This is a genomic window from Arenicella xantha, from assembly GCF_003315245.1.
GTDB classification, from domain to species: domain Bacteria; phylum Pseudomonadota; class Gammaproteobacteria; order Arenicellales; family Arenicellaceae; genus Arenicella; species Arenicella xantha.
In genome coordinates this window covers 94,297-110,194 of record NZ_QNRT01000006.1, presented here as the reverse complement: position 1 = coordinate 110,194, position 15,898 = coordinate 94,297, and the positions used below count along the sequence as shown (strand labels likewise).

Sequence of the window (15,898 nt, the reverse complement as noted above, 5' to 3'; positions counted from 1 at the left end):
GCGTTTACTTAACAGCGATAAAACAACACGACGAGTGCTATCTACGCATCTCTCCAAGATACGTTTGCGCCAACTATGCATCGGTAAATTCTGGCTCCTCAACTAAAATTTATAACCAAGCTGGCTTAAGCACTGACATTCGATATATATGATCCACGTTTGCTCCTCTTTATCACGTATACCGATAATTGCTGAATGTAGGAACAGCAATGCAAACGATATCAGTCAGCGTGGTCGAAAACAAGTTTGCTTGCCGTTTGTCAATGATTGTTCTATTTCGCTTCGACCACTAAAAAGCCCCCAGCTTAGTGCGGTGTCATGCGAGAATATTAACTACCACGCAGGCTTAGGCAATACCGCGCGTGTCGGGAGCTTGCCGAGCGATCGGCAGTATGTGAATCAGTCGTAGCTTGGTAAACGAATAGATCTATCGTGAAGGTCACTAAATGAACTCAGAACTGTATCCTACACTGGTAACGGCGGCGGTATTAATCGGTGTGTTCTACCTGTTCGTTAGGGAGGTGCTACCGGCGCATATCACGGCCTTGAGTGCGATGGCGGTGCTGTTGGTTTCGGGAGTGATTGGTACTAGTGAAGCGCTGAGTGTATTCAGTAATCCGGCACCAGTCACCATTGCGTGTATGTTTGTTTTGAGTGCCGCACTAGAGCGTACCGGAGTGATCGATGTGATGGGGCGCTATGCCTTGGCGACTGCTGAAAAAAGCCGAGTGCTGGCGATCGGTCTGTTGCTCGGCGGCGTCATGTTGTTGTCAGCTTTTATGAATAATACTCCGGTAGTCATTGTTATGGCTCCGGTCGTGATAGCTGTGGCGCGTAAATTAAAGGACTACCCGTCAAAGTACCTAATTCCACTCTCCTACGCGTCGATTCTAGGCGGCACCTGCACCTTGATTGGCACCTCAACCAATATTTTGGTTGACGGCGTAGCGCAAGCACACGGGCAGGCACCGTTTAGTATGTTTGAAATCTCCTTACCTGGAATATGTATGGCGATTGTGGGCAGTGTGTTTATGGCTACAGTAGGGCGTAAGCTATTGCCGGAACGGGTACTGCTCGAAGAACAATTAATCGATCAATCCACGCGCAAAAGATTTACTGCGGAGGCGATGGTGCCACATGACTCACCACTGATCGGCAACACCTTAAACGCTGTTCAGTTTACGGAATCTGAGGACTACGAAATTATTGACCTAGTACGCAATCAGGTGGGTAGTCGTAATCAACCGAGTGTGTTGGCACGTTTGGTCCATGCGACTGATGCCCGTGAGCTAAATCAAGGACAAAGCGCGTCACCTTTGCGCGATATCCCATTACAAGCCGGAGATCGTTTGGTGTTTAAGACACACAAAAACGAACTGCTTGAGCTGCGTAGATTCATCGGCATGACCTTCGACACCGACGACTTGAGTCTTACCGACCCGGTGCGAACGCTCGAGACAATTGTGACCGAGGCAGTGGTCGGACAAAATTCAAGCTTTATCGGTTTACGCCCATCGCAGCTGCGCCTGCGCCGTCGTTATGGGTGTTATATGCTCGCCGTGCACCGCGACAAGCACAATATCACCGGCAACCTCGACCGCTTAAATTTGCAACAAGGCGATGTGGTGTTACTTGAAGGCCCTCAAAATGAACTAGAGAAGCTGTTTGAGCACGAAGACCTAATGCCGTTGACGCAACTCATTCAAGCTAACTTCAATCACGCTAAAGCGCCGATAGCGATTGCCACCTTGATGAGTGTTGTTGTGCTGGCCGCGTTAAATGTGATGCCAATAGCTGGTTTAGCAATTGCCGCCGCTGCGTTAGTTATTTTGACTGGCTGTGTGACGCAGCAAAAAGCTTACGAGTCGATCGAGTGGAGTATTCTGATGCTGATCTTCGGCATGTTGTCGTTGTCGATCGCCATGGATAAAACCGGGCTAGCAAGAGGAATGGTGGAGTGGGTAGCGAGTTACGCTCAGTTGATGGGGCCTGTTGCGGTGTTGGCAGTTTTGTATCTGGTAACCTCGGTGCTCACGGAGGTCATGAGCAATAACGCTACTGCGGTATTATTGACGCCAATTGCCATCGCGTTGGCCGATACACTGGGTGTGGATGCGCGCCCGTTTATTGTAGCGGTTATGTTTGGTGCTTCGGCAAGTTTCGCAACTCCCATTGGCTATCAAACCAACACCTATGTTTATAACGCAGGCAACTATAAGTTTGCCGATTTTCTAAAAATAGGGGTGCCGATGAATATTATTATGTTGATAGTGGCGGTGCTGGTAATTCCGATGTTTTGGGAATTCTAGGTTTGCTCAATTTTGCTTCGATCAAAGCAATACAGGTTCCTGCTAGCAGCGGCCTAATGGATTACTAATCTAAATTTAATCAAATTCAAACAATGCGGCTTAAAAAATGAAGATTGGAAGTACTGTTCTTACCGTTGGTGTTGCGGCAATCATGTTGTTCATACTGCTTTTGTATCTAACGCTTAGAACTAAGGTTACGCAGGTGCATCACATGCCGCCGTACTCTCATCTGATTGGTCAAACCTTGGTGTTGCATAGTGATGCGCGTTTGGTTCGAAATATTGACGCCTTTGTTTTCCAAACGCCATTGTTATTGCTTGATGCGGATGAGCCTTTATTTGATGGTGTTACGCTCGCGTATAGTCTCCCAGCCGGTACTGAGATCATAATAGAAAGCGCTACGCTATATAAAAATGGCACGAGTGGTTTCACCACCAGCATCGTCGCTGGAAGAGCCATTACTGAAACCGGAATCCATGAGTTTGAGCATCGCTGGGGAGAGGAGCACAGCTCGTTAGATAATAATACTCCTAACGAATGGACGTTCGACACTCCGTTGTGGCGTAGCCCAAAGCATAAGCCAAGTCATAACTCGGAGCAGCGTTACATCTTTAAGCAGTAGCGGTGTGCCTATTATGTAGTGAGTAGTGGGATGCTTATTGAGTAGTCTCGCCGTGTAAATATGCAATGGCAGCCGACTTGGCGTGTAATGCCTTCACCGTGAGCGCGGGAATCACGCCGCGGCCTTCCCAGTTTGACTTAGTTATTGGGTTGTAGGCTCTAACCACCGGCACTCGCATGTCGATTGCGTCGTTGACTCGTTTGGTGTCGATGAGGTGAGCGCCGCCGCCAGTTGCTTCGCCGACTATGTATGCGCGGTCCAAATGTTTTAGCGTGTAGGCAAACGCCTCTGCGGCACTGTAGGTTTTATAGCTTGTAAGAATACATAGTTGACCCATGAATTTTTCTTGATTCGCTGGGCTGATTACTTCTAATGTCGGGTTTCCATTGCGATCAATTATATTCCAAAGCGGTGTGCCATCTTCTACAAAATACGAGCTCAGTAACGCAACTAGATTCGGGTCGCCACCACCGTTTTCGCGAAGATCAATTATCAATGAGTCGCTATTGGCAATGCTTTTCATCGCACTAATAAGGAGGTCTTTAGTTTCAGGATGACCACTAAAGCTATTAATCTTCAGGTAGCCGATGTTGCGCCCATCACTCGAGGTTGAAATTATTTCTGCAGTAATCAATTTTCTAGATTTGGTTTTTGGCAGAACGTTTGAAGTACGATCAGTCGAATCTTCAGCTAACATCAAATTGATATGACCATCGCTGCTAACCTTCTGTAGGTCCGACTCGATCAGTGAAATGAGTTCTCTTAGGCTATGACTATTTTTATAATTGCCTGCTAGCAATTGCTGATTCAAAAAATCTCGCATTTGCGCGGCGACCTGAGGGTAGACATAATTCTCGGTCAACAACTCTGATACTTGAGTGATTGTGCTTGAGATTACCTCAGTGGGTAATCGCGTTTGGCTTGACTCTGATGCGTTACTTGCACCAATCGTCATCACGCAAAACAAGAGTGTCGCGCAGGCCACAGATAGTATTTTCATTAAAATAATCTGGGGGCGTTTAATTTTAATGCAAGTTAATAGATTTTGAACCGCTTACGTTAAAGAGCATGCAGCATTCTTAATCGTCTGCCAGATACTTATTAGGTGCTCAGTTGTAACTAACAGAAAACAAAATTATTATATTCGGTATAAGCCTAATTAATGTATTGGCTATGCTAAGTCTGTTGGTCACATTCTGCGTACCTATGAATCATATGTTCGGCTGATTTGCTAAAGACACTATTTCATTGTCCACGCACAATTTAATAGCAGAGGGTTGCTGCTACTGTTCCAGTAAGCGAATTAGTAGGCGAATTTTAATATTAAGGGAAAACTACAAATGATAAGTATGAAGACGTTTAGGTTGGTATCGTTGTTAGCTTGCGCATGCGCTTCTCAATGGGCATTTGCATTCACGGTGGATGTGAGTAGCCAGGCTGAACTCAATGCTGCAATTGTCGATTTTAACGATGAAGTGTCAGGCATTCATACCATCAATTTGATTGACAACATCACTTTAGCGAGTGCGTTGACAGCTATCAACAATGGGTCCAGCAGCCCACGTCTTGTAGTGTCGGGTTTCGATATTTTGAATACATCCAAAGTGTTAGATGGAGCGTCTAGCCATAGAATATTGACTATTAGCGGAAACTCGAATGTTCGCATTGAGAACCTCTTTCTTAAAAATGGTAGAGCTACGTCAGGTGGTGCCATTTTGCTAAGTGCGGGCGCAACGCTGGGGGTTGTCAGCTCCCAGTTTGAAAGCAATTCGGCGACAGCAGGTGATGGCGGTGCGATTCGGAATGACGGTGGAGATTTGCGAATTTTCACCTCTACGTTTAAGTCTAACTCATCCGTCGGTGGGCAAGGTGGTGGCGCGATTAAGTCAACTGATGGTTTTTTGTCGGTAGAATTTAGCACCTTCGTTGACAATAGTGCAGGCTCCTCGGCGACTCGTGGCGGAGGTATATTTATCCGCGGAAATTCAGGCACGACTTCCTATATTGCTCGCTCTACTTTTTATAATAATTCAGCCAGTTTTGGTGGTGGCATCAGCGCAGACGGTTCTAGTCCTGGTTATGTAAAGGTGGCGTTAAGCAATAATGTCTTCGCTGATAACGCGTCCAATGACTGTGTCGTTGACGGTTCAGATCAAGTAATAGACCAAGGCAATAACGTGATTAAATCGACGGGGTTTGGTGCCTGTGATTTGGTTGATAATACTAATAGTAATCAAATTGGATCTGACCCTTTGTTAGTTGGTCTAGGGTTTTTTGGCGGTCCTACCGAGACTGTGCCTCTCTCTATTTCGAGCCCAGCAATAGATGCTGGTACATTAAACTTTATCGATGCTATTGACCAGCGAGGCGTTTCACGGCGTCTCGACGCTCCCGATGTCGGTGCTTTTGAATATTTGAAAGCCGACGTACTTGAACCAAATAATGATTTGCTTTCGGCGTATGAACTCACAGCGAATGAATCTTTCACTGAACTTAATATTGGTGACCACGAGGTTCATAGCCAAGACGTAGATTATTTTCGGCTACCATTGAGGAGTCAGCAGCAGGTTAACATCGAGGTGTTGTTTAATCACGATGCTGGCGATCTTGATGCCTATTTGCTTGATGCTTCACAGGTGCAAATAGCCAGTTCAGATAGCACTACTGACAACGAGTTCATTACATTTACCGCACCAGCTGACGGGGACTATTTTCTACGTATCGCTGGCTATAGTAATGCGCGAAATCACTATGACTTAGCCATTGAAACTCTCGAAGTCGAAGACTTGTGTATTGTGTTAAAAAGTAAAAGCTCAAATGTTATTTCCTTTTGCCTCTAGTGGAGGGAACTTGCGTATAAGCTACACAATCACGATTAGCTTAAGCTGGCTTTCGCTTAGCTAATCGTTTGATCATAAACCAAGCCGCCCACATAAATACAGTGAGTGCGATCGCCGTAGTGATAGCGGGTTTTGGGTTTTCTAGAGTGCTAATTGAACCTGAGTAGGTTGCGATGATTACGTAGGGAATTGAACTTACCGACCAGGCGAATAGGAACTTCATAAATGGCATTTTAGTTAGCCCTGACAAGCATGCGGTTACTTCGGGTAAGATCGGCATAGCTCTTGAAAATATGATCATCAGCAAACCATAACGTTTGAACTGCTCTCGTAGCTCAACTCTTTGTTGATGATCTTTGACAACTAACTTTTCTAATCTTTCACCAAAGAAATAACTTAGGGTGTAGCCTGTAATACCCGCTAGCATCACGCCGGTTATTGATGTGAGCGCTCCAACCGTATGTCCAAGAAAATAGCCACTTAAGATAATTATGGTTAGCGTTGGAACAGCAATGAATAGGTCACAAAATAGCAGTAGAATAATCACTGAAGCTAGCCAGAGCGCGTCGACATTTTTTGCCGTGGTTAACCAAAGCTCGATTTTCTCAACACTAATAATGCCGGTTGATTTTGCCAATAAAAAGGTCGATGCAAAGATCGTGACCAATACTAACGTCAATTTTAATAGGGCTTTCAAAATATAAGTCCTTGTGAGTAAATCGTAGTGATTGTTATGGGGATGTGGCTAGCTTTCAGCGAGTTTTCACATCAATTTGAGGATTGCGTAAAAGGCTTGAAGCTAACAACGATGAGAATCACTAGTAGGAAGCTATGCGGTAAGTATTGAATACATCCAATCGCTAAAATCGTTAAGGGCAACAGCCAAATCATCGGCTGTGGTTTTCGTGACTTTATGCTTTGGTAACTTGCTAGGCTAAACCAATAAGCTAACAATATTATCAATGCGGGAAATTCGGCATACCAAAAACCAATCCTTCGCAAGTAGGCGCCGTAAATATCACTCAACCAATAAGTGGCAATATCGCCTATTAGCGCGATGCTTAAGAACAGCACGGAAATAAGTACTATCCGTGGCCTTATCGCTTGTTTGATCTTGATAATATTCAGGAAAATTGCCACATAAAATAATAAGGTGAAGCGTCCAAAGTAAAAGTATTGCTCCGGCGGTGAAGCCATACCGGATGCCGCAGCGGGTATATCCATAAACCCAGATATAGCGGCCTGTACAACGTATGGACTATGCTCCCCGTGCCATATTACTGACATGATCGCAGCCAATGTGAGTAACAAGGCTATGCCAACTAGATTTATAAAATTGCGAGAGTTCATTTGGTGCTATTTGGTAAATTACTTGGTGCCGGCATGGTAATGAGGCTAAGTAGTCACGTAATTAACCGAGGTTAATAATGCGCATTTTTATTTTAGAAAGGGCGACTTGCTGATAACGCTAGTTTCGCTGAGGAACTGCAATCAAAGTGTTGTTGGAGTTGGTTCCGTGATGCCAGAAAACGCAAACACAGTTTTATTTTTATTCGGTAGGTGTGCGCTAGACGGAAATGTCTATTAAGGTCTGGGAAGTCCACAGGCATGTTAGGTTAGCCTGCTCAGAGCTCTCTAACTAGATAACCTCAGGGCAATCCGCGATATCATATGTCGGCTTAGGGCAACCTAGTGACTATTTAAGTCATTGATTTATAATGATATCTCATTTTGACTATGAGGTATCAGATATGTATAACGCCGAAGATAACATTGTTGCCAAACACCAGCCTTGGAATAAAGGTAAGCTGATCGGACAGCGGCCCCCGCTTAAGTTGCATGAGTCAAAAGAGTATCAATTATGCGAAGAATAATACGTAGAAAGTGGGTTTTCATTGCCTGTTTGATAGCAAGCGTTACTTGCAATGCTAGTGATTCAGTCAGTAGTGATATTGAGGAGCAAGACAAAATCTTGTCGAACAATATTTGGGTTTTCATTGGCGAATTCGAGGCGTTTGATAATGAGGCAATTATCAATGATGCCAACATGCCTGGCGGTGCATATGTTACGAGGAGTTTTAAAGTTAATAAGGTCTTACAAACCTTCGGAGAAGAAGTACCCGCCGTGCTGAAAATAAAAGTTCCAATACATCTTATTGATTTAGAAATCAGTCGGCAGTCACAAAAACAGTCTCTGAAGAGGATGCTATCCATAGAAAAGGAAATACAAATATTGAAGTCAGGTGCGCGGTCAGAATCGAAATTGTTAAGCGTTCAAAAAGAACTCGATGACATTCGCTATCTATTAAGTGCCCAAGGGCTAGCTCTTCATTTCAACTATGATTTTTCAATGACGCCTGGAAAAAAATACCTAATGGCCTTTATGAAAAGACAAGATATCGACACTTTCATACTGGATGATGATCTTAAAGATTTTATGGTTCTCGGCGCCGGGCTTCCTGCAGATGTATTTCTAACCCGTGAACAAAGGCATCAGAGCTGAAAAATGAAATGACCGCTAAGCGCAAGTTTGCGCCCAATGACCGGCTGTGGAATACACAATAGGACAGCCACTACAGGTAAAACCGAACGTCCACCTCGCAGGTTTTGGCGTCGATGTAAACATTCTCGAAGCGGGTTACGGGGCCACTACCCTGCCTGCTGCTGTCGTCACCACGTCTGGCGGTGGAAGCAGTCGCATATCCAAGATGGTTTTGGGCAATACAGTAGCATGGGTATCTATGCCAATGGTCTCATCGTCTTAGACAATGTGGATATCGATGTACCTGCTTCAGGTACCAATAACTACGGAATTTACGCCAACGCCGCCTGAGGACTCTACTCAAGAAGTAACGCGACTAAAAACGGACGCTACAGCACCATTAACACCTTGAACGAGGTAAATTCGGGTGGTGGAAGCTACTCCTTTTAGACGCTAGCAATCTATACTTTTCGGTTGTTCCCACATCGGTAGCGGCTGTGCTCGAGCCGGTGTGCGAAGCTGCGTTTTATTCAGTAAGTTCAGAAGCGCACTTGGCGGCTGACTGTTCTTTGTAACCGATTCAAACATAAAATATTTTTGTCGGCCTTGCCGACAAAAAAACCAAACTCCTGAAAATGCACCATTTAATTGGACTTTCGTCCAATATGAATAAAATGTTGGACGACTCATACTCTTTTGTCTTGGAAGCGCCTTGAGATCAAAGCAAAGAACGAATTGTCGGAATACTGATTCTTCCTACGTACTGGATCCACTCAAAACCTTTTCCGGAGAGTTCTTTTACGCTTGGCACACAGGTTACACGGCTGATTGGTCAACATAGGCGGCTTCTTAATTACTAAACCATCTCTAACAAGGAGTATTAAGCATGTCTATAGAAAACAACCCTGAACTCATCTCACACTATCAGTCATTAGCAAAAACGTATGTTGAAGGACAAAGAGAGAATATGCTGCAGGTCGTTGGTGGCGACCAGAAATTGTCTATCGAGGCGATAAAAGATTCGCCCATCACGGCGAACGTGGTTCTTTCCGTCATTGGCGTAGGCTACGTCAAGATTATAGTGACAATGACCATCGACGGTGAAGATATTAAATTTGAAGGTGAAGGCGGAGGCCTTATCGTAGGTGCTGGCGGAATCAGCTTCTGTGCCGGAATTTCTGGGTTCTCACGCGCCCAACTTGTCGGTCAAAGGATGAACTTCAACCTTGCTGTGAATACGCCATCAAATCCTGGTCAAATTTCTTTGATGATCGACCAACAGGTGTTTGGTCCCAAAGTTGTTATGCACGGCGCAGCATTGGTCGTCGCGGCCGGCGTTGCCACGGGCACCGGCACCTGGGGAAAATAGAAACGCACTTGTGAACGCGAGCAATGTTTGAAACTTAAATGGCTTGGGCCATCACGTGTGGCCCAGACCATACCTACACAAGCTACTTCCATTGTTACGCGTTCATTCATTTAGTTTGATAGAAAAACACCACTCAATTATTCATTGAGACGCGGCAAAACGCACTTATTTTTGCGGCAATAAACATATTGCTTAGTGTGGATCTAGCTTCAAGCGGAGAAGCAACCTTCGACTACGCTAGTCGCTGTCCCCAAAAACGGAGAATTCTACTATGGATCAATTAGATCAGGATGCTTACACAGCAATTGAGATATACCTTGGACGAAATTGGAAGGGACACCCAACATTAGAACGCCTGACTTGAAATAAGGATATCCTTTCAGCACGAAACTTCGCACAAGCAATAGCGGGGTCTTTCGGTTCTTGCTTACGATCGCGAATACTCACAGCTATCCTCGAGTAGTCATTGATTTATTGTATAAACCCTCTGAGAGAGTATTGATATCAACGACAACAGTTTTTATTTGATAAATTAAGCTTCAATGAACTGCTTTCATATCTAAATAGGCTTGTCCACTCAAGGTAAGGCTGCGCCAAACCAGTGGCCACGCATCCTTTCTTTTCGCTCTTTCTTTTGTATTTGCTTCGTGCGTTTACCTAAATAAGCATGGAATACAGTAAGAACTCAATTTTATTTCATTTTGATTGAACCAAGTCGGCCTAAGTAGGCACTAAGTAATTGTCGGACACTAAATCCTGAATCAATGTCGCTTTGAAATACGGAGTAACAGTCAAAATGCTGTTTAACAATTATTTAAACCGAGTGCGTGGGCAATCTAATTTTGTTATGCGTATGTTCATGGTGCTACCACTATTGTCACTGCTGACCTCATGTGCAACAAGCAATATGCTAGGGCAAGATCGAATCCTGTTCTCAGATAGTTCGGCGAAAGTTGGCCCGCTTGTGGCTGCAAATGAGCAGCTCCCGATGGATGATCAGGCAGTTCTCGCAACTTCTGATAACGATTCACTGGTTGATCCGATAGGCGAATCGCCAGTATCAACCGGCAAGACGAAATCGGGCCTTGTTTCAAGTCTAGAGACCAAACCCGCGATTCAAGCTACTGAATCGAGCACGGTTTTATCACCTGAAGAAAGTGACGCAGAAACGTTAGTCAAGAAAGAGAAACCCGCTAAACCACACGAACCCAAATCGCCAAACAATGTGGTACCTAAAATCTCCACGGAAACAGAAAATAAAGAGGTAGGTATCGAGCAGGGCGCAATCGCTGGCAAAGTTATTCTGCTTGGTGAGAACGGGCAACCGCTGCCTGCGACTGGCACATTGATAACATTGACGCCAAAAACAGTCATGAGCAACGTGCAAAATCGCCCGTCAAAAGTGCATGTCATTGACATGCAAGACAAGGAATATAAACCACGCTACTCAACCATTAGCGCTGGCGATCAAGTGGTGTTTGCGAATAAAGACAATATCCAACATAACGTTTTTTCGTCATCAGGCAGTAATGCGTTTGACCTCGGTACTTATGGCTCGGGTTTAAAGCGGGCGGTTACCTTAAGGGAGCCCGGAATAGTAAAAGTCTATTGCAATATCCACGCAGACATGGCGATGTTTGTCGCTGTCGGCAAACAAGGACTGAGTGTAAAAGCGGATGACCAAGGCGGCTATAAAATCGACGATGTACGCCCTGGTACCTATGAAGTCACCATTTGGAATATTCGCGGTGAGGCAAAGCAAACAGTTGAGGTAAAAGCCAACGAGACGGTTAAATTGATCGACCGCATTGATACCGTGGCGTTTAAGACCGAGTCGCACAAAAATAAGTTTGGTGGAGACTATTCTAAAAATTCTGCACTGTTTGAAGACGAGTTCTATTGATGTCAAAACCTAATATTCGATTCGGTATTCGCGAAAAACTGTTCTTTCTTATTTTGGTCGGGTTCGGCGCGCTTATTCTTACCACCTTCTGGCAAATTGGCGTACAGGCGAAACTGGTCTCCGCCCAAACCATAGGCCAATCATTGCGGCAGTCCAGTACCGTTTTAGACACCAAAATCGAAAGCCGTTTCAATTCCATCAGAGAGGTCGCCAGAAGCGTAGCGAGAGACAGCCGCATATTGCCATTGGTCTATGAAAGCGAAGTATTAACACTCCAGGATCAGAGCCAGGAGTTTAAGAATCAACTCGACTTTGACATTCTATTTTTCACCGACGGCTCCGGCAATATCTTAGCGCGTTCAGACCGACCACAAGCGATTGGCCAAAACATGGCAGGCAAAACACATTTTTTCGATGATGCGCTCGCCGGTAAGTCGGGGCAGGGGTATTTTCTGAGCCAAGGTCGCTTAATGCAGATTGTCACTGAGCCGATATTTGATAATGTCGCGACTGACGTGGTTCGGGGAACGGTAGCACTAGCCTATGAATTTAGTAGCGATATGGCGAATGAGATTGTGTCTTTGACATTCAGCGATATTGCTTTTTTTAGCTTTACTCGCGACCAGAGTCGACAGGTTAATGGGGTTAATAACATCTACGTTACCGACCACGAGCTTAAACGCTCGCTAAGTGAATACTTTGAACAGTCTACTTCAAGCTGGCAGCCGATGTTTGATGGTGAATCAGCGGTGCAAAATTTTCATACAACGCTAAATAATCAAGAGTATTTCGCGGTTGCTAGTCGCGTTGGCAATGACGGCAGCGACCCATTGGGTTTTGTGATGATCTTACGTTCCAGTGCAGATCTATTAGCACCGTTTACCAGCATCCAGAATACAGTGCTGGTTATTGGTGGGATCTGTCTGGTTGTCGCGTTTATGCTGGCTGGGTTTGTATCAATACGAATTAGTCGACCCATCATCGAGCTGGTATCGGTCACCGGTGGTATTCGTGATGGTAACTTCCCAGACAAGAGTGCCGCGCCAAAATCCAATGACGAGATTGGGATGCTCTACCGGGCAGTCGTAGAGATGGGCAATACCCTAAAGGAGAAGGCTGAGTTGGAAAACTACTTGGCTCAAATTTCTAATGAATTAAACGTTGATAAGGCACTGTCGAACAGTGCCTTAGAGGCTGACTTAATCGTGGGGGGAGGCGCGCCCGAACAACACCTACCTCACAGCTCTGGTGCTCTTGTCTTAGACGAAGGCAATGTGGCGGCTAAGGCAGCTCGGTCAATGATTACGACTGGAACGAGAATTGGCGACCGTTACGACGTACTAGAGCTCATTGGGCAAGGGGCTATGGGCTTGGTGTTTTTGGTTGAAGATCGCGAGTTGGATGAGAAGACCGCTCTCAAATTATTACCTCGAGATCTGTTTGCTGAGAGTAATGCTATCAGCATCAAAGAAGAGATTCGTCTGGCGCGACGTATCACGCATCGCAATATTCTAAGAACGTTTGATATGGGCAATTGGGACGCCTATACCTATATCAGTATGGAGTACGTAGCGGGTTATGACCTTGATGTGCTGTTAAAAAGAAGAGGCGCTCAGGATCTATATATTGCGCTTTTAATGGGTCGGCAAATTTGCTCAGCCATGAATGCGGCCCATGAAGAAGGCGTGATTCATCTTGATCTCAAGCCCGGAAATATGATGGTTAACCAGCAGGGTATCCTAAAAATAATGGATTTTGGTCTTGCCAGAAGTGTCGCAAATCAAGAGCAATTAAACTCATCAAAAGACAACACAAAATTAATGGGCACTCCGCGTTATATGGCTCCGGAACAGTTTCTCAACGAAGAGCTGGATCAGCGCACCGACATTTACTCGATTGGCATTATCTTGTATACCTTATTAACGGGCTCACCGCCGTTCAGCCATGCGGACTATATGAAACTCGCGGAGATGCATGTGCACCAAGAGTTGCCAGAAATTAACGGTGTGGACGGTGTTATCACCGGGCCGCTGGACCAGGTCATTCGTAAAGCAACCGAAAAAGACCCAGTCGACAGATTTCAGACCGTTAGGGAAATGTTGGAACAATTAAGTAACGTGTAATGTAAGCCGCTAGCGCTTATAACTGGCCTGCCAGCGGAGCGTTAGTAGTAACTCGTTTTGACTTTCCCAGCGGCCAGCCCTTAGCACTTCATTGTCGGCATATTCAACAATTAGCCGGACATTGTCTGTAAAATCAAAATTAATGCCGTAGTCAATTTTTCGCCAGTCCCACTGGAGACTCGGCGTAAAAAACGTTGGGTCACTAACAAAATTATTATTTAACTCCGAGTAACGGACTACCGGAGTAATTGTGATTGGCGTATTGAACACATAACTGAGCTCAATTTCAAAGCCGTCGCGGTCTAGATTTGCCACTTCTTGTTTAACGTACTGAGAAAAAACAGAGAAATCACCGGCGTAATACCACGCGCTCAAACCACTTTCGGTTTTTTCCTTACCCGTAAAAGGTAATCGAACTCCCTCAGCGCCAGGAAACTCGCTCAGGTCAAACAGATCAAGATCGCCGCCTAAAAATGTCCCATTGATCTCTCTGGTGTCTGAGAGGTCTCTTTGATAATGGTAAGCCAGAACATCCAGTTTTTGATTTTGCTTGGCGGAATTCCAACGATAGCCGAGGCCTACACCGAGTTCCGGGGAAGTGGACAGGTCAAAATCCTCGACTTCTGCATCGTACAGCGTGACAATGCCATTGTTTAGATTGGAGCCAGAGTTAACGTTTGACGGCACTCTAAGATCTTCGGTGCCATTGTCTCCAGCTAGAGCATTAACGTCTCTCAAGAAAACTGGGTTCCCTGTTGTATAGCTCAGTCGACCATAGAAGCCAGCAGACAAATCAAACCCAGTTTCGATCCCGCTGTCTTCAAAACGGTTGAACGCGGTTGAAACAACACCGTAACTTTCTGTGCGTCGCTCCCGTTGCTGCTCAAATTTTTTAAATTTTCCTAACTGCGCATAGAAGCTATTTTCAGATGGAATTGTGGTTGCGCCAAATGTGTTACCGTAGCGCAGAACAAAGGAATCAATATCGATTTTTTTATCGGTCGAGGTCGGGTTACGATCGTATAGGTCAATTGCATCGACTTTAAATTGTAACTGCCAAGAGTCAGCGAATTGCCACTTGCCGGCCATGCTGACCAAAGAAACCTCACCATGGCTGCCTTCGTCAACCGTTTCGATAAACGCATTACTGTCGCTTTCGGTTAATGCGGTTGCCGGAAAGGGGAACGGCTGGCTAGGAAAATCGGCTTGTTGGCTGTATCGATAATTCGCTTTTACTTCGAAGCGTAAATCCAGCTTCTCGGCCCATACAGGCTCTGAAAGAAACGCCAAAAATGTCAAAATCGAAGTGCGTGATCTAATACACTTAAATAGCATTAAGGTATCCGTTGTAGAGTGATAGGTTTTGTTCATAGTGTTCTCGGCCGGCTCTAAATGGTTTGCTTCTTTGAGTAAGAATATTCACGGTTAGGAGAGGCAAAATGCATCTAACAAGTTAGTTGATGGACTTGTCATTTTTAAAGAAATTAATAATCGCCTTTGATGGATTAGGGAAAAAACCAGGCTTACTCTTTAGCCTGGCGGCAAGCAGAGTGATGTTGTCGCTGTTATTGTGTTTTGCAACTTTGGCTTTTGTTATCCAGTTGTTTAGCCGATCAAGGGTCAAAGGGCGCTCGCTAAGGTCGGCTACTATGGGCTTCATGTCGATCTGGCCCCAGAGTCCGTCACTGCATAGCAGCAAGGTATCCCCGTCGCGAACTAGGCTACTTGATACATCAGGGGCGGTCTTAGCTAGCGCACCAAGGCACATGTAGAGTTCATTAGACTGCGTGGTGCTGACTCTAGAGTTCTGCGCTGCCTGTCGACGTTGGAGCTCTATCACTGAATGATCGTTTGTTCTAACGATCACATGCCGATCTCTGATTAAGTAAAAACGGCTATCGCCGACATGAGCCCAAAAAACTTCATCGCCCCTAATTAGAGCCAATACCAGTGTTGTACAAGCAAGCTCACCACCGCCTACCGCAAGCACACGCTTATTACAGTCACTGATCAGCCTATTGAGAAACATTTCCGGCGCATCGTTAGACCACAAATTAGCCAGATTTTCGCGAACACAATCTATGGCGGCTTGTGCCGCTAAGCCACCCGTTTTGTGTCCGCCAGCACCATCCGCAACAACCAGTAAATGGCTTTGGTCGTCATTGCTATGTTCAATCAAATATCGATCTTGTTGTTCTTCTCGGTCGCCGATGTTGCAACCGGCTAAGGTGATCCAAGGCATAACAATGA

The 15,898-nt window shown here is 45.3% G+C and carries 13 protein-coding genes; 8 read left to right on the top strand and 5 right to left on the bottom strand.

All coding sequences use genetic code 11. The features are described from left to right. Positions 1 to 446 precede the first annotated feature (446 nt). Both DFR28_RS17040 and DFR28_RS17035 read left to right on the top strand, forming a co-directional pair. Positions 447 to 2,309, top strand: a complete 1,863-nt coding sequence (locus DFR28_RS17040) for an SLC13 family permease (protein ID WP_113955600.1) — start codon at positions 447 to 449, stop codon at positions 2,307 to 2,309. Positions 2,310 to 2,415: 106 nt separating this feature from the next. Then, the gene (locus tag DFR28_RS17035; RefSeq protein ID WP_113955599.1) at positions 2,416 to 2,931 is read left to right on the top strand and encodes a hypothetical protein; all 516 of its coding nucleotides are present in this window, start codon (positions 2,416 to 2,418) and stop codon (positions 2,929 to 2,931) included. A gap of 34 nt (positions 2,932 to 2,965) precedes the next feature. Here the strand turns inward: DFR28_RS17035 and DFR28_RS17030 are convergent, their stop codons facing one another. Then, positions 2,966 to 3,931, bottom strand: coding sequence for a S41 family peptidase (locus DFR28_RS17030; protein WP_113955598.1), 966 nt, complete (start codon positions 3,929 to 3,931; stop codon positions 2,966 to 2,968). 340 nt (positions 3,932 to 4,271) lie between these two features. Between DFR28_RS17030 and DFR28_RS17025 the strand changes: the two genes are divergently transcribed. Next, the gene (locus DFR28_RS17025) at positions 4,272 to 5,771 is read left to right on the top strand and encodes a PPC domain-containing protein (protein ID WP_113955597.1); all 1,500 of its coding nucleotides are present in this window, start codon (positions 4,272 to 4,274) and stop codon (positions 5,769 to 5,771) included. 40 nt (positions 5,772 to 5,811) lie between these two features. Here the strand turns inward: DFR28_RS17025 and DFR28_RS17020 are convergent, their stop codons facing one another. Both DFR28_RS17020 and DFR28_RS17015 read right to left on the bottom strand, forming a co-directional pair. Continuing rightward, complete coding sequence (locus DFR28_RS17020; RefSeq protein ID WP_113955596.1) at positions 5,812 to 6,468, bottom strand: TVP38/TMEM64 family protein; 657 nt, start codon at positions 6,466 to 6,468, stop codon at positions 5,812 to 5,814. A 71-nt stretch (positions 6,469 to 6,539) separates the two neighbouring features. Further along, complete coding sequence (locus DFR28_RS17015; RefSeq protein WP_147251048.1) at positions 6,540 to 7,058, bottom strand: hypothetical protein; 519 nt, start codon at positions 7,056 to 7,058, stop codon at positions 6,540 to 6,542. A gap of 464 nt (positions 7,059 to 7,522) precedes the next feature. On the opposite strand from DFR28_RS17015, the gene DFR28_RS20020 reads away from it, so the two are divergent. The 5 genes from DFR28_RS20020 (at position 7,523) to DFR28_RS16990 (ending at position 13,648) form a co-directional block, all read left to right on the top strand. After that, positions 7,523 to 7,645 (top strand): hypothetical protein, encoded by a 123-nt coding sequence (locus DFR28_RS20020; RefSeq protein ID WP_281268397.1) that lies wholly within the window; start codon positions 7,523 to 7,525, stop codon positions 7,643 to 7,645. Further along, positions 7,633 to 8,274 carry a hypothetical protein gene (locus tag DFR28_RS17005; RefSeq protein WP_113955594.1) on the top strand — a complete coding sequence of 214 codons (642 nt, stop codon included), beginning with the start codon at positions 7,633 to 7,635 and terminating at the stop codon, positions 8,272 to 8,274. Before DFR28_RS20020 ends, DFR28_RS17005 begins: the two co-directional genes overlap by 13 nt. Positions 8,275 to 9,139: 865 nt before the next feature. Then, positions 9,140 to 9,622, top strand: a complete 483-nt coding sequence (locus DFR28_RS17000; protein WP_113955593.1) for a hypothetical protein — start codon at positions 9,140 to 9,142, stop codon at positions 9,620 to 9,622. A 796-nt stretch (positions 9,623 to 10,418) separates the two neighbouring features. Continuing rightward, entirely contained in the window at positions 10,419 to 11,525 is a 1,107-nt protein-coding gene (locus DFR28_RS16995) for a plastocyanin/azurin family copper-binding protein (protein ID WP_113955592.1), read from the top strand. After that, a complete protein-coding gene (locus DFR28_RS16990) occupies positions 11,525 to 13,648 on the top strand; it encodes a serine/threonine-protein kinase (RefSeq protein WP_113955591.1) in 2,124 nt (707 codons plus the stop codon). The genes DFR28_RS16995 and DFR28_RS16990 overlap by 1 nt, the downstream gene beginning before the upstream one ends. A 9-nt stretch (positions 13,649 to 13,657) precedes the next feature. Here the strand turns inward: DFR28_RS16990 and DFR28_RS16985 are convergent, their stop codons facing one another. Both DFR28_RS16985 and DFR28_RS16980 read right to left on the bottom strand, forming a co-directional pair. Next, complete coding sequence (locus DFR28_RS16985) at positions 13,658 to 15,019, bottom strand: hypothetical protein (protein WP_113955590.1); 1,362 nt, start codon at positions 15,017 to 15,019, stop codon at positions 13,658 to 13,660. Between the two features lie 82 nt (positions 15,020 to 15,101). Then, complete coding sequence (locus DFR28_RS16980; RefSeq protein WP_113955589.1) at positions 15,102 to 15,890, bottom strand: PP2C family protein-serine/threonine phosphatase; 789 nt, start codon at positions 15,888 to 15,890, stop codon at positions 15,102 to 15,104. Positions 15,891 to 15,898 lie beyond the last annotated feature (8 nt).